Annotated in this window: 18 protein-coding genes; 14 read left to right on the top strand and 4 right to left on the bottom strand. The window is 51.5% G+C overall.

Annotated elements, in window-relative coordinates; translation table 11 throughout:
- Positions 1-12: 12 nt before the first annotated feature.
- Positions 13-921: a 3-hydroxyisobutyrate dehydrogenase gene (mmsB, locus tag Kalk_RS04935; protein WP_101893142.1), complete on the top strand. Its 909-nt coding sequence runs from the start codon at positions 13-15 to the stop codon at positions 919-921.
- Between the two features lie 36 nt (positions 922-957).
- Here mmsB and Kalk_RS04930 read toward each other — a convergent pair whose 3' ends face one another.
- Complete coding sequence (locus tag Kalk_RS04930; RefSeq protein ID WP_101893141.1) at positions 958-1,809, bottom strand: HDOD domain-containing protein; 852 nt, start codon at positions 1,807-1,809, stop codon at positions 958-960.
- Positions 1,810-1,857: 48 nt separating this feature from the next.
- A complete protein-coding gene (gene ygfZ, locus Kalk_RS04925; RefSeq protein ID WP_101893140.1) occupies positions 1,858-2,832 on the bottom strand; it encodes a CAF17-like 4Fe-4S cluster assembly/insertion protein YgfZ in 975 nt (324 codons plus the stop codon).
- A 24-nt stretch (positions 2,833-2,856) separates the two neighbouring features.
- On the opposite strand from ygfZ, the gene Kalk_RS04920 reads away from it, so the two are divergent.
- Both Kalk_RS04920 and Kalk_RS04915 read left to right on the top strand, forming a co-directional pair.
- The gene (locus Kalk_RS04920; protein ID WP_233716817.1) at positions 2,857-3,234 is read left to right on the top strand and encodes an FAD assembly factor SdhE; all 378 of its coding nucleotides are present in this window, start codon (positions 2,857-2,859) and stop codon (positions 3,232-3,234) included.
- On the top strand, positions 3,221-3,658 hold the full coding sequence (locus tag Kalk_RS04915; RefSeq protein WP_158643309.1) for a protein YgfX: 438 nt from the start codon (positions 3,221-3,223) through the stop codon (positions 3,656-3,658). The genes Kalk_RS04920 and Kalk_RS04915 overlap by 14 nt, the downstream gene beginning before the upstream one ends.
- A gap of 5 nt (positions 3,659-3,663) precedes the next feature.
- Here Kalk_RS04915 and Kalk_RS04910 read toward each other — a convergent pair whose 3' ends face one another.
- A complete protein-coding gene (locus Kalk_RS04910) occupies positions 3,664-4,662 on the bottom strand; it encodes a helix-turn-helix transcriptional regulator (protein WP_158643308.1) in 999 nt (332 codons plus the stop codon).
- A gap of 264 nt (positions 4,663-4,926) precedes the next feature.
- Here Kalk_RS04910 and roxC point away from each other — a divergent pair, with 264 nt between their 5' ends.
- Genes roxC through Kalk_RS04885 form a run of 5 tightly spaced genes read left to right on the top strand, consistent with a single transcriptional unit; the run spans position 4,927 to position 10,139 of the window.
- The gene (gene roxC / locus Kalk_RS04905) at positions 4,927-7,377 is read left to right on the top strand and encodes a putative rubber dioxygenase RoxC (RefSeq protein WP_101893137.1); all 2,451 of its coding nucleotides are present in this window, start codon (positions 4,927-4,929) and stop codon (positions 7,375-7,377) included.
- Between the two features lie 35 nt (positions 7,378-7,412).
- Entirely contained in the window at positions 7,413-7,877 is a 465-nt protein-coding gene (locus tag Kalk_RS04900) for a TlpA family protein disulfide reductase (protein WP_158643307.1), read from the top strand.
- Positions 7,877-8,089 (top strand): DUF4266 domain-containing protein, encoded by a 213-nt coding sequence (locus Kalk_RS21750; protein ID WP_199768013.1) that lies wholly within the window; start codon positions 7,877-7,879, stop codon positions 8,087-8,089. The genes Kalk_RS04900 and Kalk_RS21750 overlap by 1 nt, the downstream gene beginning before the upstream one ends.
- A complete protein-coding gene (locus Kalk_RS04890; RefSeq protein ID WP_101893135.1) occupies positions 8,076-9,239 on the top strand; it encodes a DUF3570 domain-containing protein in 1,164 nt (387 codons plus the stop codon). Before Kalk_RS21750 ends, Kalk_RS04890 begins: the two co-directional genes overlap by 14 nt.
- 39 nt (positions 9,240-9,278) lie before the next feature.
- Positions 9,279-10,139 (top strand): FAD:protein FMN transferase, encoded by an 861-nt coding sequence (locus Kalk_RS04885; protein ID WP_101893134.1) that lies wholly within the window; start codon positions 9,279-9,281, stop codon positions 10,137-10,139.
- On the opposite strand, the gene nadB is transcribed toward Kalk_RS04885, so the two are convergent.
- Complete coding sequence (gene nadB, locus Kalk_RS04880; RefSeq protein WP_101893133.1) at positions 10,136-11,755, bottom strand: L-aspartate oxidase; 1,620 nt, start codon at positions 11,753-11,755, stop codon at positions 10,136-10,138. The two genes, Kalk_RS04885 and nadB, sit on opposite strands and share 4 nt — an antisense overlap.
- 262 nt (positions 11,756-12,017) lie before the next feature.
- Between nadB and rpoE the strand changes: the two genes are divergently transcribed.
- The 6 genes from rpoE to lepB all read left to right on the top strand — a co-directional run bounded on the left by rpoE (position 12,018) and on the right by lepB (position 17,482).
- A complete protein-coding gene (rpoE, locus tag Kalk_RS04875; RefSeq protein WP_101893132.1) occupies positions 12,018-12,593 on the top strand; it encodes an RNA polymerase sigma factor RpoE in 576 nt (191 codons plus the stop codon).
- Positions 12,594-12,662: 69 nt separating this feature from the next.
- Positions 12,663-13,340 (top strand): sigma-E factor negative regulatory protein, encoded by a 678-nt coding sequence (locus Kalk_RS04870; RefSeq protein WP_158643306.1) that lies wholly within the window; start codon positions 12,663-12,665, stop codon positions 13,338-13,340.
- A gap of 3 nt (positions 13,341-13,343) precedes the next feature.
- Positions 13,344-14,318, top strand: a complete 975-nt coding sequence (locus Kalk_RS04865; RefSeq protein ID WP_101893130.1) for a MucB/RseB C-terminal domain-containing protein — start codon at positions 13,344-13,346, stop codon at positions 14,316-14,318.
- Positions 14,319-14,360: 42 nt separating this feature from the next.
- A complete protein-coding gene (locus Kalk_RS04860) occupies positions 14,361-14,819 on the top strand; it encodes a SoxR reducing system RseC family protein (RefSeq protein ID WP_101893129.1) in 459 nt (152 codons plus the stop codon).
- Between the two features lie 110 nt (positions 14,820-14,929).
- Positions 14,930-16,729, top strand: a complete 1,800-nt coding sequence (gene lepA / locus Kalk_RS04855; protein WP_101893128.1) for a translation elongation factor 4 — start codon at positions 14,930-14,932, stop codon at positions 16,727-16,729.
- A 3-nt stretch (positions 16,730-16,732) separates the two neighbouring features.
- Positions 16,733-17,482, top strand: coding sequence for a signal peptidase I (lepB, locus tag Kalk_RS04850; protein ID WP_101893127.1), 750 nt, complete (start codon positions 16,733-16,735; stop codon positions 17,480-17,482).
- Positions 17,483-17,499 lie beyond the last annotated feature (17 nt).

Raw genomic sequence — 17,499 nt, 5'->3', positions numbered from 1 at the left:
AGGAGAAACAGCATGGCAACCGTAGGTTTTATTGGCGTGGGAAACATGGGTGGGCCCATGGCCATTAATTTGGTTAACGCTGGCCACCAGGTGAAGGTGTACGATCTATCGCCTGACTTGGTGGATAATGTGGTCAAGGTGGGGGCGGTTGCGGCGGCTTCACCTCAGGAGGTAGTTAAAGATATAGATGTTCTCGTATCCATGTTGCCATCAGGCAAAATCGTTGAGGATCTCTATATCCACAAAGAGCGTTTATTGGCAAGCATCAGTGCCAGTACGTTGGTGATCGATTGCTCCACCATAGCGCCGGAAAATGCGATTAATCTAGCATTGGCTGCGAAAGAAAAAGGTATAGTTACGCTGGATGCGCCGGTTTCAGGAGGCGTGGGTGGTGCTGTAGCAGGAACTCTGACCTTTATCGTGGGAGGTGAGGCTCAAGCCTTTGAACAGGCCAGGCCCCTGCTGATGAACATGGGTAAAAATGTATTCCATGCTGGTGATCACGGCGCAGGTCAAACGGCTAAAATCTGCAACAATATGCTGTTGGCAGTGCATATGATAGGCACCGCAGAGGCACTGCAACTGGGGGTGGACAATGGATTGGACCCGAAAGTGTTGTCCGATATTATGTTGCAAAGCTCAGGTCGTAACTGGTCATTGGAGTTGTACAACCCTTTTCCCGGTGTAATGGATTCGGTGCCCGCCAGCAATGACTATAACGGTGGATTTCAAGTTGACTTGATGAATAAGGATTTAGGGCTTGCTCTGCAAGCTGCACTGAAAAGCCAGTCTGCTACACCAATGGGTACGTTGGCAAAAAGCCTTTATTCTCAGCATGGTCGGCAAGGTTGGGGTAAAAAGGATTTTTCCAGCATCCAAACTTGGTTTAAAAAAGTCTTAAATAAAAACGGGGCCAACTAGGCCCCGTTATTCATCTGTACATCAAGCAGCTATTCGCTATCCTGCCTGCAGCATGGCCATGGCTGCTTCCATTTCGGCCGCCAGATCTTCTTCGCCTGAATCCTCCATATTGGGGTCAAGTCCAACCCGGCTGAATGCAGTAACATCGCTCCAGTTCAGCTTAGTGATATAGGGGTGATCCGGCTTGTTCATGTAAGTCTGCAGATTCGCTACCATCACAATGTCGACGTAATCGGGCTTGTCGCTACCAGTGTCACGATTGAACTTGCGGTAGTGAGCTGGGACATCAATCAACTCCTTCGGAAACTCCCATGACTGCAGGATTTTGACGCCCACCTTGGGGTGGATTGAGTGGATCACTTTCTGCAGAGTGATGGGGTCGTTCAATTTATCGGATTCCTCGGCGTAGGTGAGGATTGGCAGCACTCCAATCTCATGCACCAGGCCCGCCAGCGTGGCCTGATCTGGTTTGAGCTTGGTGTAATGCTTGCAGATCACATTGGCGATGCCTGCTACCTCGGTGCTGTGGTGCCAGGATTGCCGCATGCTTTTGTCAATCAGGTCCGAGGTTGCCTGGAACATCTGCTCCATGGCTAGGCCGGTAACCAGGTTGGAAATGCACGTGATGCCAAGCCGGGCGATGGCCATTTGTACATCTTCAATTTCGCGGGAGCCCCTCATGATAGGGCTGTTGGCGACCTTTATAATGCGAGCCGTCATGGCCGCATCGTTGTTGATAACCTTGGCCAAATCGCCCGCTGAGGCATTGGGGTCTTCCGCGGTCTCCCTGGCTTTCAGGGCAACCTCCGGCAGGGTGGGTAATACCAGCCGGTCGTTGTCGATAAGCTCGTTGATTTCTTGCAGGGTGACTTCTTCGATGCTCGCCATCAGCAACTCCACTTCCTATGCTTTTGAATAGATTTCGATTAAACCTATTTAAGTTATAGCATAGGGCAGGGGAAGCACTCGGATTTGGCAGTCATCATTTTGTTCTAACTTCAGGTTTTGTGATTCAGATGCTTCAATTTTCAAAGTGCTAAGCGCCTTCAGTGTGCGCTCGCTTACTCTTGCTACGGCAAGAATGGTGCCCTGGCCCGCCTCACTGATGATTTTGTCGCCAATACGAACCTGTTCACTGCCGGTAATTTCCAGAGCATAGGTCCGCACCTTGGTTTGGCCTCGGTAGTGGATGCGGGCGATGATTTCCTGGCCTTTGTAGCACCCCTTTTTGAAGCTGATGCCGTCTATCAGGTCATAGTTGAGCTCCTGGGGAATCCATTTTTCTGACTGATCAGCAGTGATGTGGGTGACTCCAGCGTTGATTTGTCCAAGCTGCCACCCATTGTCACCCACCAGGTTGATTTTGTGCTCCTGCAGCGTGTCAATACAGGCTTGAGCGGAGGTTTTGGGTATCAAGGCTAATGAGGTTAGGTTTTGGGCCGAGATCAGGCTCAAACCTGAAACACGCTCACTCAGCGTGTGTTCCAGCGCCTTAGATTCTGCACCCGCCAGCCCCATTATCAGAAACTCGTGGTTGACCGAAATCTGTGCTTTTGAGAACAGGGCATATTTGGCTAATTCTTTGGTGGTGGCGGTTTCCTGATCGCTGGGCAGTACTAAAAAATAGGAGTCATTGCGTTTACCACAAACAAAAGTTGTCTGGGCGCGACCTTTCTGATTGCAGTGGGCACCCAATTTGGCTTGGCGCTCGTTAACCAGGTTGATGTCGCAGGTCAGTTGCCCCTGAAGGAAGGTGGCGGCTTCCTCGCCGCTGACCTCGATGACGGTCAGGCAATTGAGCAAAGCCGCATAGGTGGAGCCCTGTTCGACGATGGCGGCTTCTGTGTCAATATCATTGATATAGGCTCCCCACGTATCTTGCTGTTTGACGGTAATATGGTCAGACCACATAGAGTCCCCTTAAGTGGATATGGCATGGTAACAAGCGCCATCATACGGCGAGTATTGGAAAAAGTCAGCGTCGCACTATTAGGTGATCACTCAAGGATTCTTTATAATGCCGCCACAGAATTGGAGTTTATCGCTATGTCTAACCAGAACCTGAGTCAGGAAGAACATGTGCGCCGCCTGCGCTGGCAGTGTCGTCGGGGAATAAAAGAGGTTGAGGTGCTGTTACTGCCTTTCTTTGAAGAACGCTATCCTGAGCTTAGTGCAGATGACAAGCTGTTATTTGAAAAGTTGCTTGATCAGCACGATGTGGAAATGTTTGAGTGGTTCACTCATCGCTCCAGGCCAGAGCAGCCTGATTTGGCGCATATTGTTGCCATGGTGCTGAATCGTGTGGGTACCTGATATAACTTTCAGACCTTCTGCGGTGTTTGTTTTAGTGCTGTTAGCGCTTCATTTTTGTGTTCTTGTTGCGATCTGGATGTTGCCCGCTGCCTTCCTTTTGTTGTTGCCACTATGGGTGGCCTCCTTAGGTGTAACCGTTGCGAAGCGGGGGCTTCTGCTGTTGGATCGTTCGGTTCTGCGGGTCTGGCTTGGGCCGGATGGATGGTATATTCGTACCAGAAATAGCCAAGAGCAGGGCCCGTTCCAATTATCGGGCCGGTCTCACCTTGATAGTTATTTCATTCGCCTTAGTCTGAAAGCTGACGGTGGCCGTGCGCGCCATCTGTTGGTGACACCCGGCATGGTGGGCAAAGATGTCTTCCGTAAATTGCAGGTGTTCTTGCGTTGGGCACCTCAAAAAAATCAAGCGGCTATAAGTCGCTAATCCCTTTAGTGGCGATAGCTGCCGGGGGACATTCCAGTCCAGCGCCGAAACGCTCGATGAAAGGTGCTGTCATCGGCAAACCCGGTGCGTATGGCGATCTTTGTGATGGGCAAAGTGGTTTTGCATAATAAGTCGATTGCCCGGTCTTTCCTCACATAATCAAGCAGCATCTGGTAGCTTAGGTTACGCTCGGCCAGTCTGCGTTGCAGTGTCCTGCCGGAACAATTCATTTTGCTGGCAACGTTTTCAATGCTGGGGGCGCCCGCATCCAACATATCAGCTACATGGTTGCAGATTTCTCTGGCGATTCGATCCTGCGATCGCAGTTGCATCAGCAGGTTAACCGCGCGACTCTCAGATAAGGTGAAATGTTTTTCATTTGTCAGAGTTGAGTGATAACCCAGGCATTCGAGATTTAAATCGAAGCGATCTTCATCTTGATCAAACAGTATGACGGTAGACTGAAAAATGGAATGTACCACGGGGTTTTCACAGTGCTGGGTATTTTTTAGATACAGCGTGCGAGGAACGTTATCGACATTAAAACTCATCTGGCTGGATACTCGATACCAATACGCCGTGATGTATTCGATAACGTGACGATGAGGGCGTGGACAGTTGTAAAAAAAGGTGGTTCTCAGGTGGCTGTCATTGGTTTCCATATCCAGTCGGATGAAATCAAAGGCTAAAGGGAAAAACTTGCTGATGGCGCACATTACCTGGCTGACGTCTTTGGCTGTCATCGACAGATAATAGAATACCCCGAGATGAGCAGGAAACCCTGAGCCTCCCATTCTCATGCCGAAGGCGGGATCGTCGGTTAGATTCTCACCGGCAATAAATGCCTGCTCATAAAGTAAAAGGGGGATTCGGCCGTTGTGGTTGTAGTCGAATTTGGATTTAACGTTGAGTTTCTCACACAGCGTATGCTCGGAATGTCCGAGTTGTTCCATATACTGGAACACTGCGTCATACAGCTCAAATGCAACCGTTGGTGCAGGCATGATGCGTCCCTCAAAAGCAGCCAAAAAGTAGCAAGGCTGCAAACATATCATTCACTATTTTGTGACCAAACTTCCCAGCTGAGTCATGTTTTAAATACGCAGAATCAGTATGGCACGCCGGTGTCGCCATTGGCCAGCCCTAATCTTGAAACCGCTCCCGCCACCCGAGTACTCTGCGTGTCATCGTAGCCATCGTCCGTTGTTGGATCTATCTCCTGTGATGAGAACGCGAAAATAGACTTCAGATAAGCGGGAGCATGGATTGTGAAAAAAACGTATCCGACTATTTTCAAAGTGATTTTGGTTTTTCTGGTTGTATTCAGTGGTGTCTTGTCAGGTTGCGGTGGAGACTACAGTGGGGATGAAAGATCAGGGCAAGATGTATCGGCGGAACTGAATCCAGCAGGCTCCGATTCTAATGAGCCGGATGACTCAGCTGTACTGACTGCGTACTTCGTTCAAAATATTGAGCCGCAAATGGATTACTGTGGTGTGTGTCATTCGCCTGGTGGGGTGGCAGATACTGATGAAGGTCGACGCTTTACCTTGCTGTCAGGGCAGAGTCATTATGTCAGCTTCGAGCAGGCATGGCTTGCGTTGGGCGGTGGTGTAGAACGAAACCCTTTGGTGACCGAGAACTCCGACCCATCAGAGCCACATACAGGTGGGAAAACCTGGGGTGTGGATTCGGGTGCTTACAGTCACGTTGTTACTTTGTTGTCCTGCTGGGATCAGCCTGATGATTGTCCATTAACTGCTGGGCCGGTGCCTGAGGTGCCACCCGTTCCGCCAGTATCCGGTCTGCCTCTGCTGGGAAGTTCTCATGGTAACCATCTGTGGAATCAATTCTGCGAGTCCAATAGCGATGCCACCGAGCTACCTGCTGACCCTCGCACCTTGGTTCAGGCTGGTGTGAACCAAGGAAAGGCTGTGCACTTCAATGCCTATTTCGAAGATTGCCATGTAAACCTGCCAGAGCGTGAACAGGCACCAAAAACCTGTGGCGAGTATAAAGCACGAGTGGCAGCGGGTGATTACTTTGCAAATCAACGTGCCGCTATGACCGATTTGTCGATTTCTGCTAACGCGCTGAACTCCCTTTGGAAGCAATGGGGCTTACGTGAGCGTCCAGCTAACTTTGATCAATTGCTGACTGAGCGTTACGGCTTTAACCCCGCACCTTATGCCAACCCGTACCCTTTGCCCGATGAAGATCCCGTTAACTCCAGTGGCGGAAGCGGTCAGTTGCCTATGGGGCTAATTCAAGGGCGAGACGAGGATGGCAATTTCAACGGTAAAATCAGCATGAATTGCTACATCTGCCACGGTGGTCAGATAGGCTATGCACAGGAGGGTGAAGGGCTTGGGCCTATTCCGGGCATGGGTAATACCAATACAGACATGATGATTTTTATGCGGGATATTTCGAAAGGTCTGATTGGTGGGTTGTTGCCTGTTTCGTTGAACAATACGCGGGGCACTTCCAATGCAGTAGGTGCTTTCGATCTGCTGACGCTGATATGGGATGTGGATACGCTGTCACTTGCTCCGAATCCTATTAAGTTGCCGTTCAATCATTCCTATCATGGTAATCAGGATATGCCGAACTGGTGGAACACCAGTCATCGGCCGCGCAAATTCTTTGATGGTGGTGTTTCCGTGGATTCGACTCGCATTGATATGGCAGCAGCAGATCAAGTTAATTTGTTGCAGAGCGGAGCCAGGCGCAGAGCCGTTACTGAAGAGCATGATCAAGATCTGCAGGCTTACGTTGATGCTCAGGTTGCACCAGTGTTTCCTGCTGAAGTTGACCAATCTTTGGCGGAGCAGGGAGCCATCATATTTCATAACAAGAACCTTTGGGCGGACAACCATAATGTGGATATTCCTCAGCCGGAAGGGAATGGCTCCTGCGCCGGGTGCCACGGTGTGTATTCCCCCCGTTACGTGCATGATGAGGCCTTTCTTGAGCATCCTGCTCTGGAAGGGGTGGCCAGCTATTTAGTTCCCTTGGATATCATTGGCACCGATCCTGCGCGTGCGGTTTCAATTTCGGCACAAGTTCGCGCGGTATTTAGAAGTACCTGGTGGGGTTATCCTGATGGTGTTGATGGTTATATTCCACCAGAAGACAAAGGTGCTCTTGAGGAATACATCGATGATTTTGCATCACCGATTATCAACCCTAATGGTCGCCCGCTGCAGGGAGCCTGTGGCTGGATTGAGGAGGTCGGGTACCTGGCCCCACCTTTGTATGGCGTATGGGCATCTTCGCCCTATTTGCACAATGGTTCAGTTCCAACATTGCGTCAGGTTTTGAAGCCAGAAGAACGACCAGCCATATGGCGCAGATACGATTCTCCTGTGGAAGGTCGAGTCAAAGGTTATGATATGAGTTTGGCTTCTTACGATCTGGAGGATCAAGTGGGTTGGAAATATCACGAGTATTGTAGCCGTCTGGACTCAACACCAGAGGAGTGCAGCGGAGACAACCGAGTGATCAATAACCTGCTGTATCGTTGGCTTGACAGTTTAAAAGACGACATCTGGATATTGGGGTACTTAAGCAAGCCTTATGGCACTCAGGCTCAAATCGATCGTCGTAAAATATTCAATACCCATGACTTCAGTAACAGTAATTCGGGGCATGAATTTACACAGGTGTTGAATGAAATCGAGACGCGGGCCGTAGTCGAATATTTGAAAACACTGTGATGCTGAGGAGGTCGTCATTCATTCTGGCTCTGTGTGTGGTTGCGATACTTAAAACGACAACCACGCTGGCCAGAACAGCCCCCGAGTTTGAGCTGCCGGTTATAGGCCAGTCAACCACCTTAAAGTTGTCCGACTTAAAGGGCAAAGTCGTTTATGTGGATTTCTGGGCATCCTGGTGCCCTCCCTGTGTTGTATCAATTCCTGCATTAGAGGATATACGCACGCAATTTTTGGGTCAGGGTTTTGAAGTCGTTGCGATTAACCTGGATTTGTCTGAAAGGGAGGCAACGCATTTCTTAAAGAGCAGGCCAGTTTCTTATCCTGTGTTGTTTGACATCAACAAGATTACACCCGTGTTGTACGGTGTCGAAGGTATGCCTACTGCATTTCTGATCGATCGTGCCGGGCGCGTTCGATCTACCCATGCAGGGTTCAAGAAAAGTGATTCCGAGAAGTTAATGGGGTTGATCCAAGAGCTATTAAATGAGGGGGTGCGCTAATGGGAAAAGGCATGTTTGTGGTGGCTGTTTTATTGTTATCTGGTTGTGAGAGCGTGGCTGTAAAAGCATGGGAAAGAACGTATTTGGCCCGGCAGGATATGGCCTGGGAGCCTGACCCCATGAGATCCATAATGCGCGAGCATATATACACTTCAAAGGAGGGAGCTTCCGGTGGAGTGGGTACAGGGGGAGGTGGTTGTGGCTGTTACTAAGGGTAAGCCCTCTGCCATGGCTGCATTGACCAGTGCAGCGCTGGCATTGCCTGCTATCTCTCAACTGGCACATGCTGACTCGATGCCGAGCGAAACGGAGTTAGGGTATCGTTACTCGGACTATCAGGAGGATGATTTAAAAAGTGAAGACGTTTTGGTCGGCAGCAGGGATCGCTATGATGTGTCCACTCATCAATTTCGTTTGCTTGCACCGGTTGGCGATCAAACTTCCCTAAAGATTGATGCGTTGTATGAGACCATGACAGGAGCATCTCCGATGGGTACGGTAGAGGGCGCAAATGGCGATCCGGTATTGATTATGACTGGAGCGAGCATCCAGGATACCAGAGTCGATGTGGTTGCTGAATTGCGTCGTTATCAGGGGCGAAGCAGCAACGCTGTTTCCGTGGGTTACTCAGCAGAGGATGACTACACTGCACTTAATGCCGGTGTGGATTTTCAGCGTGACAGTCGTGATGGTATTGTCAGCTGGTCTGGCGGTATGGGGGTTTCATACGATGAGCTTGAACCGGAGCAAACGCCGGGTATTAATAGAATTGAAGCGGAAGATCGCTGGTTTTTGAATGGCTATGTGGCGCGGGCCAAGGTGCATAGCGTGGTGTGGCAAACTCAGTTGGGTTTATACGTGGGCGTGTATGATGGCTACATGTCAGACCCCTACAAATCCATCGATGTGAGGCCGGATTCAAGGCAACAAATTGCCGTCAGTGCAAAATCCAGATATTTTCTGCGTCGGTACGATGCGGCACTGCATGGCGATTATCGCTACTACAGTGATGATTGGGGCATTCGATCGCATACGCTGAAGTTCACCTGGCATCAATCGTTGACGGAGTCCTTGCGGGTTTCACCCAGCCTGCGTTACTACAGCCAAAGTCAGGCTGATTTCTATGTGAGCACCGACAGCGTAGGCCGCTCAGGATATCAGTCATCTGATCATCGGTTGTCCCCGTTTGGGGCAGTGGCCTATGGGGTAGGCGTCAACTACCGTCAACCTAAATACAGTCTGGTGTTTTCAATGGAACAGTACGAAAGCGATGGCCGCTATGGGGCCAAGTCGGTAGAGATTCCAAATCCTGCTTTGGTCAGCTATACATTGATGACTCTGGGTATTGATTATCGATTGTAAGGGGGCATTCTGGATTACCTGCACAAAGAGTTTCGAGCGATGGGGTCGCCTTGCGCAGTTCATTTGTATCTGAATTCATCCGAGCCAAAAGCTTTAGTCGTGGATCAGGTCATTGCGGAGGTGGTCAGGCTTGAACGCAAATATTCACGCTATAGAGATGACAGTATCGCCTCTGCAATCAATCGTGCTGCGAATGATGGTGAGCCGATACAGGTTGATGAAGAAACATCGTTGTTGCTTGATTATGCCAACACGCTGTTTTGTGAAAGTGATGGGTTATTTGATATTACATCCGGTGTTTTGAGGCGGGCATGGAACTTTAAGTGCAACGTCATACCTGAGCAAAGGCAATTGGATGCACTGTTGCCGCTGGTGGGGTGGAATAATGTGGAGTGGCAGCAATCGTGTCTACGCTTTTCTGTGCCCGGGATGGAGTTGGACTTTGGTGGTTACGTTAAAGAGTATGCGGCTGATTGTGCAGCTGCAGTGGCGCATCGGCTGGGTGTGCGTCATGGGCTGGTGGAGCTGGGGGGGGATGTTCGAGTGATCGGCCCCCATCTGGATGGAAGGCCTTGGCGGGTGGGTGTGCGTCATCCTCGCCTGCCGGAAGCGGTATTGGCGGAAGTGTCTGTTTTGCAAGGAGCAGTTGCCAGCAGCGGTGACTATGAGCGGGCAATTGTTCATAACGGCAAGCGCTACGGGCATATTCTGGATCCCCGTACGGGGTGGCCTGTTAGTGGGTTGGTTGCGGTGACTGTGCTGGCAGATCACTGTTTGCTGGCCGGTACTGCGTGTACCCTGGCCATGCTCAATGGAGAGCATGGGCCAGCTTGGTTGGATCAGCTAGGAGTGAAATGGCTTGCCATGAACCAGAAGGGTGAGGTGTTGGGTAATCTTTAGTCGGCCCAGGCGTCGGCGGCGTAATTACCGGGAACAATCAGGGTGTCTTTGGCCTCTTGCATGGTGTCTGGGTAATCTAACGTATAGTGCAGCCCACGACTTTCTTTGCGTGACAAAGCACAGCGAATAATCAGCTCAGCAATCTGCAGCAGGTTACGCAGCTCTATAAGATCGTTGTTCACTTTGAAATTGCCGTAATATTCCAGAATTTCCTGCTTCAACAAATTTACCCGGTGAGTGGCCCTCTGCAAGCGTTTGTCGGTGCGCACAATGCCGACGTAATCCCACATAAAGCGGCGTAGCTCCTCCCAGTTGTGCGAGATAACAACGGCTTCGTCAGAATCGGTTACCTGGCTCTCATCCCAATCAGGAATAGCCGGGATCTCTGGTGCTTGATTCAGTAAGTTGCGGATGTCCTTGCTGGCTGAGATGGCAAACACCATACATTCCAACAACGAATTGCTGGCCATGCGATTGGCACCATGGAGCCCGGTGAACGCTGTCTCTCCAATGGCATAAAGGCCACCAAGATCGGTGCGCCCGTCCAGGTTGGTGAGCACGCCGCCACAGGTGTAGTGAGCAGCCGGTACTACTGGAATAGGTTCTTGTGATATGTCTATGCCCAAGCTTTTGCAGCGATCATACACGGTGGGGAAATGGCTTTTGATAAACTCTTTGGGTTTGTGGCTGATATCCAGATACAAGCAGTCCACGCCCAGACGTTTCATTTCATGGTCGATGGCCCGGGCGACGATATCGCGGGGGGCCAGCTCGCCCATGTCATGAAAGCGATCCATGAAGCGTTCGCCGTTGGGCAGCTTCAGCAAGCCGCCTTCACCGCGAATGGCTTCGGTGATCAAAAATGAGCGTGCTTCAGGGTGATACAGGCAGGTTGGGTGAAACTGATTAAATTCCATGTTGCCTACCCGGCAGCCCGCTCGCCAGGCCATGGCAATGCCATCGCCGGTGGCAACATCCGGATTGGATGTGTAGAGATAGGCCTTGCTTGCGCCTCCTGTGGCCAACAATACGAATTTCGCTTCGTGTACTTCTACTTCATGGGTTTCGTTATTCAAGACATAGGCCCCAAACACCCGTTTGCCCCGTAACCCCAGCTTCTGGCTGGTGATCAGGTCAATCGCTACCCGTGATTCGAACAGGCTTACATTTTCTTGCTGCTGTACTTTATCAATGAGCGTGCTGGATATAGCAAAACCGGTGGCGTCAGCAGCATGAATTACGCGTCGATGGCTGTGGCCACCCTCCCGGGTTAAGTGGTATTCCCGGCGCCCATCCTGGTGTATTTCCCGGCTGAACCCCACCCCTTGCTGGATCAGCCAGCGGATGGCGTCGGGGCCATTTTCTACAGTGAAACGCACGGCTTCTTCACGGCACAATCCACCGCCGGCGATGAGGGTGTCATTGATGTGAGCCTCTACAGAGTCGCCTTCATCCAAGACTGCTGCCACGCCGCCTTGGGCGTAAAACGTGTTGGCTGCAGTCAGGGAGCCTTTACTCAGTACGCCGACTTTGCTGAATGGGGCCAGGTGCAAGGCTGCCGTAAGGCCTGCGGCACCGCTGCCGATGATCAAAATGTCGTGCTTAAATCGTGTCATAAAAGAATTCCGGCAGGCCCCCGCCAAATACAGTTATCATTTCTGCCAGAAAGGCAGCGAAAAGGGCTATTATAACGCCAGAACGCCGACAGGCGTGATAGTCCTTCTGCGGTATAGCCCGTTAGAGGGGGTTATAATGCCTGGTTTAACAAAAATATGGGACCGATTCTGTGTGGCAGGGGAACTTTGCGAACCATAACGTGTCTCTGAATGTATGCTTCCTGAAAAAGTAGTCGGAAGCCCATATGGGGAGTTTGGATAGATGGCTGAGCGTCATCCCGATCAGCTGTTGGTAGAGCGCGTACAGCAAGGCGATAAACGCGCCTTTGACTTACTGGTAAAGAAATATCAACACAAGGTGCTGGCAGTCATCAGTCGCTTTGTGAGGGATCAGGATGAGGCGATGGACGTGGCACAGGATGCCTTTGTCAAAGCCTACCGGGCCCTGGATCGTTTTCGCGGTGACAGTGCGTTTTATACGTGGATATACCGCATTGCCGTTAACACGGCCAAGAATCATCTGGTGTCTAAGGGGCGCAGGCCGCCGGACACCGATGTGGAAGTCAGTGACGCAGAATACTACAGCGGTGGTGATGCCTTGCATGAGTCTGCCGATCCTGAGAAAGAAATGATGAGGGATCAGCTGGAGAGCGTCGTGTATGAGGCATTACGAGAATTACCCGATGATTTACGCACAGCGGTGACATTGCGTGAATTTGATGGTCTTAGTTACGAAGAGATTGCCGAAGTGATGGATTGCCCGGTGGGTACTGTCCGCTCCCGTATTTTCAGGGGGCGAGAGGCCATCGACAAGCGTATCCAGGCGATGCAGGTTTGATGCCTTGTTGCATCGGTAGGTACATACAAAGTACGAATGAAGTTTAAAACAGGTTAAAGGGTTATGAGCATGGGAAACAAAGACCTGGACAGAAGCGCTGAAGAGCTTTCGGCTTTGATGGATGGTGAGGTCAGCGAGCTTGAGCTGCGCCGTGTATTGAACAATATCGAACAGGATCAGGCACTGTGTCGTAAATGGAGCCGCTATCAGCTTACTAGCGCTGTGTTGCGCGGCCAGACTGCGGGCCGAGCCAACGGTTGGTTGGATGTCGATATATCTGCTCGGGTGCAACAGGCTATAGAAAGCGAACCTAAGCTATCTCAATCAAACTCAGGCAAGTACCGTGCAGCTACCTTCCTATCCAAACCCTTTGCCAATGTGGCGGTCGCCGCTTCAGTGTCGGCGGCTGTGATACTGGGTTGGCAGAACTTTGCTGGTGGCCCGTCTGCGGTGGCAACGGGGCCCAGTGTGGCGTCTTCCTCGACCGTTATGTCTCCTGTAACGGCGTCTGGCAGCAGTCCATTTATGGCGGTGTCACAGACCAGTGGTCCGGCCGCCTCAGCCCGAGTCATGCAGCCCGAGATGATACGTTACAGCCCGGACTTGGATGATCGTCTTAATTATTACCTGCTTTCCCATTCCAGTAATGCCGCTGCCAATACCGCAGCCGGAATCACACCCTATGCCAGAGTTGTTACCGTGAAACCGCATAAAGAGGGGGCCTCGAAGGTCAGTGCGGAGCGCTAGGGCATGATGTTGTTGAAAGCGGCAGTCCTCGTAATGTTGGCCTTGGGGATGCCTGCTTGGGCCTTGGCCGAAGCGGCTGATAAAAGCCCTGAAGCGTGGCTCCAGGATATGCTTGCGGTTGCGAAAGAATCCAGTTTCAGCGGTCATTCGGTATTGGTCAGTGGTGGTCAGATGGTCGCGCTGGCGGTTTATCACGCCCCTATCAATGGCGAAGTCTGGGAAAGAGTGGTGCACATGAACGGTGAGCCCGCTGAAATTATCAGGCGAGGCAGTAATGTGGTCTGCCTGCACCCGGCCAAATCCACAGGCATGGCATTCAAATCCCCCGTACCCCGTTGGAGCGCCTTGGAGCAGGGGTTGCAGTCACTTTCCAGGTATTATCGCTTCGAGCGGGCAGAAACCAGTCGGGTAGCCGGGCGTCAGGCAATGCGCTTGAATCTATCACCCCTGGATGCCCATCGTTATGGCTACAGTTTGTGGCTTGATAGCGATACGGGTGTTTTGTTGCGCAGCCAAACTTTGCCTGATGCAGGCGAGCCACTGGAACAGTTTGAATTTGTTGATATTGTCATCGGGCAGCCTTTGACTGAGGCTGACTTTGAGCCAGGTGCTGGATTGACGCAACCGGCTCGGCCCGGTTCTGATGCGTATTCTCCTGCATCCCCTCAAAGCGAGGCACCAGCCCGCCATTGGGAACCCGGCTGGCTGCCTGAGGGGTTTGTTGAGTCGCAGCGTGTCGCGCGTTTTGAAGGCCAGGGACAGGTTACGATCCGTGCTTATACCGATGGCTTGGCATCCTTTACCATCTTTCACGAGCCAGTATCAGAGCCGGTTATGGATACCACCAGTGCCCATGGGGCCACTGTAGCCGTGAATCGGGGTATGTCTGGGGCGGTGGTGACAGTCGTGGGTGAGGTTCCTCTGGTTACAGCTGAACGTATAGCCTCCAGTGTAAAAGCCTTGGCGCAGCCTCGCTGATTGGATAGAGTTGAGCCCTGCGTTTCATTTCGGTTTGATACCATGATAGAAGAACACGGTCGAGTAGTGGCCACAGACTCCGGCCTGGCATGGGTAGAGACTATTCGCCAGTCGGCCTGCGACAGTTGCTCCGCAAAGGCGGGGTGTGGGCACAGCGCCCTGGCCAAACTTGGGCAGAGCGCTGTGCATATGCAGGCTCTGTGTGACATTAGCGTGTCTGTCGGGGATCAGGTCATAGTGGGTGTGCCGGAGGAAATCATGGTAAAGAGCTCGTTATTGGCCTATTTGATGCCCCTGTTGATGATGATGGTGTTCGGCCTTGCAGCGGACGCTGCCGGTGCCCAGGATCTGGTGACGGCTGTAGCGGGGCTGGCTGGTCTGGGCGCGGGTTTTGCCCTGTTGCGCTGGCATTTCCACCAAAACCAGCATGATGATCGATATCAGCCAGTCGTGTTGCGTCGAGTCTATGGCAGCCCTCACCATGATTCTTTAAATCTATAAATTTCAGACATTTAACGTATCTGTATTCAGCTGGTGCAAGGTAGACCGAAAATCGGTAGAATTGCCGCAGTTTTTCCCTATCATTCCCTTATTTGAAGTACACCACACCCGTGACAGACATCAGCCACATTCGAAATTTTTCCATTATCGCCCACATTGACCACGGTAAGTCCACTCTGGCAGACCGTTTTATTCAGGAATGTGGCGGCCTTACTCAGCGAGAAATGGCAGCACAAGTGCTTGATTCCATGGATATTGAGCGCGAGCGTGGTATCACCATCAAGGCCCAGAGCGTTACTCTGTATTACCAGTCGAAAAGCGGGGAAAAGTTTCAGCTTAACTTTATCGATACCCCCGGACATGTGGATTTCTCCTATGAGGTATCCCGCTCGTTGTCCGCTTGTGAAGGTGCTTTGCTGGTAGTGGATGCTGGCCAGGGCGTAGAAGCTCAGTCTGTCGCCAACTGTTACACGGCAATTGAGCAAGGGCTGGAAGTTATGCCTGTGCTCAATAAAATTGACCTGCCCCAGGCCGAGCCGGAGCGGGTGTGCCAGGAAATAGAAGAGATCATCGGAATTGAGGCGGTTGATGCGGCCCAGGTGAGCGCCAAGACCGGCATGGGTGTTCCCGAATTGCTGGAACGCCTTGTACGCACCATTCCTGCGCCGCAGGGCGACCGGGAAGGCAAGTTGCAGTGTTTGATCATCGATTCCTGGTTCGACAATTACCTGGGTGTCGTCTCGCTGATTCGCGTGCTGAATGGCCGTATTCGTAAAGGTGAGAAAATCCGGGTCAAGCACACTGGCCGGGATCACGTAGTGGATGCTGTTGGTGTATTCACGCCAAAACGCCTAGAGACAGACGTGCTGGAGGCCGGTGAAGTTGGCTTCCTGGTGGCTGGAATCAAGGACATTCACGGCGCTCCTGTGGGGGACACATTAACCCATACCAAAACCCCTGAAGTGGAGAGCCTGGCTGGTTTCAAACGGGTCAAGCCCCAGGTGTATGCCGGGCTGTTCCCCGTCAGTTCAGATGATTATGAGCATTTTCGTGATGCGCTGGGTAAGCTCAGCCTGAATGATGCGTCTCTGCACTATGAGCCAGAAACCTCAGATGCGCTGGGCTTTGGGTTTCGTTGCGGCTTTTTGGGAATGCTCCATATGGAGATCATTCAGGAGCGGTTGGAGCGAGAGTACGATCTTGATCTGATTACCACTGCCCCTACGGTGGTCTATGAGCTGTTGCTGAAAAACGGTGAAATTGTGCAGGTGGATAACCCATCCGACCTGCCTGATCCCTCCAAGGTAGAAGAGTTCCGTGAGCCCATTGCAGATGTGAATATCCTGGTGCCCCAGGAGTTTCTGGGCAACGTCATTACGCTTTGTGTTGAAAAGCGCGGCGTCCAGAAAAACATGCAGTTCATGGGTAAGCAGGTGTCCCTGCACTATGAAATACCACTCAGTGAAGTGGTGTTGGATTTCTTTGATAAGTTGAAATCCACCAGCCGGGGTTACGCCTCGCTGGACTATACATTCAAGCGGTTCGATGCCAGCAGCCTGGTGCGGGTGGATGTTATGATTAACGGTGAAAAGGTGGATGCCTTGGCCATCATCTGTCACCGCGACCAGTCAGAATATCGCGGCCGAGTCCTGACTGAGCGTATGAAAGAATTGATTCCCCGGCAGATGTTTGATGTTGCTATTCAGGCCTCGATTGGTAGCAAGATCATCGCCCGTCAAACGGTGAAGGCACTGCGTAAAAACGTTCTGGCCAAGTGTTACGGTGGTGATGTGAGCCGTAAGCGCAAGCTGCTGGAAAAACAAAAAGAAGGTAAGAAACGTATGAAGCAGGTGGGGCGGGTAGAGATTCCCCAGGATGCGTTTCTAGCGGTTCTGAAGGTGGATAAATAAAGAATGGATTTCGATTTTGCGATTTTATTAGTAGGGTTGGTGGCGTTCACCGGTGTATTTTTTCTTCTGGATATTCTGGTATTTAAACCAAAGCGATCCGAAGGTGAGCTGGCGCCTCAGTGGCTTGAGTTTCCGGCCTCATTTTTCCCCGTGCTGCTTATCGTATTGGCATTGCGTTCCTTTTTGGTGGAGCCCTTCAAAATCCCTACAGGTTCAATGATACCCACGTTGCTGGTGGGTGATTATATCCTGGTCAACAAGTTCGCCTATGGTTTGCGCCTCCCTATTTTGGGTACGGAAATCATCCCCATTGGCGAGCCAAAAACCGGCGATATTATGGTGTTCAAATACCCGGAGCAGCCCAGTATCAATTACATCAAGCGAGTGGTGGGTCTGCCGGGGGATGAGATTCGTTATGAGAACAAAGTCATCTATTTGAACGGTGAGCCGGTTCAGCAAGTGCTTGAAGCCCAACTTCCACCGGCCCAACCCCAAATTAAAATCTATAATGAAACACTGGGTGGTGTCGAACATGACATTATGATCACCCTGGAGCGCCCATCGGAGCCATCGATGACCTGGACCGTTCCCGAAGGTCACTACTTTATGCTCGGTGATAATCGGGATAACAGCCGGGACAGCCGATACTGGGGCTTCGTGCCGGACAAGTATGTTGTGGGCAAAGCGTTCGCGATCTGGATGAGTATGCCTGGCTGGGTGCCCAGTTTTGAACGCAACCGTTTCGTTGATTAGGGTCGCATAACCTTACT

Source organism: Ketobacter alkanivorans (assembly GCF_002863865.1).
Taxonomy (GTDB): domain Bacteria; phylum Pseudomonadota; class Gammaproteobacteria; order Pseudomonadales; family Ketobacteraceae; genus Ketobacter; species Ketobacter alkanivorans.
Note: the sequence above shows the minus strand (reverse complement) of the source record. Positions and strands in the feature narration are given on the sequence as shown.

Bases quoted from the DNA above. Each gene is read 5' to 3' on its own strand.
- Kalk_RS04885 (WP_101893134.1), top strand. From the start codon at position 9,279: ATGGGGTCGCCTTGCGCAGTTCATTTGTATCTGAATTCATCCGAGCCA.
- Kalk_RS04870 (WP_158643306.1), top strand. From the start codon at position 12,663: ATGGGAAACAAAGACCTGGACAGAAGCGCTGAAGAGCTTTCGGCTTTG.
- Kalk_RS04930 (WP_101893141.1), bottom strand. From the start codon at position 1,809: ATGGCGAGCATCGAAGAAGTCACCCTGCAAGAAATCAACGAGCTTATC.
- rpoE (WP_101893132.1), top strand. From the start codon at position 12,018: ATGGCTGAGCGTCATCCCGATCAGCTGTTGGTAGAGCGCGTACAGCAA.
- ygfZ (WP_101893140.1), bottom strand. From the start codon at position 2,832: ATGTGGTCTGACCATATTACCGTCAAACAGCAAGATACGTGGGGAGCC.
- Kalk_RS21750 (WP_199768013.1), top strand. From the start codon at position 7,877: ATGGGAAAAGGCATGTTTGTGGTGGCTGTTTTATTGTTATCTGGTTGT.
- mmsB (WP_101893142.1), top strand. From the start codon at position 13: ATGGCAACCGTAGGTTTTATTGGCGTGGGAAACATGGGTGGGCCCATG.
- Kalk_RS04865 (WP_101893130.1), top strand. From the start codon at position 13,344: ATGATGTTGTTGAAAGCGGCAGTCCTCGTAATGTTGGCCTTGGGGATG.
- lepB (WP_101893127.1), top strand. From the start codon at position 16,733: ATGGATTTCGATTTTGCGATTTTATTAGTAGGGTTGGTGGCGTTCACC.
- Kalk_RS04910 (WP_158643308.1), bottom strand. From the start codon at position 4,662: ATGCCTGCACCAACGGTTGCATTTGAGCTGTATGACGCAGTGTTCCAG.
- Kalk_RS04920 (WP_233716817.1), top strand. From the start codon at position 2,857: ATGGTAACAAGCGCCATCATACGGCGAGTATTGGAAAAAGTCAGCGTC.
- nadB (WP_101893133.1), bottom strand. From the start codon at position 11,755: ATGACACGATTTAAGCACGACATTTTGATCATCGGCAGCGGTGCCGCA.
- Kalk_RS04860 (WP_101893129.1), top strand. From the start codon at position 14,361: ATGATAGAAGAACACGGTCGAGTAGTGGCCACAGACTCCGGCCTGGCA.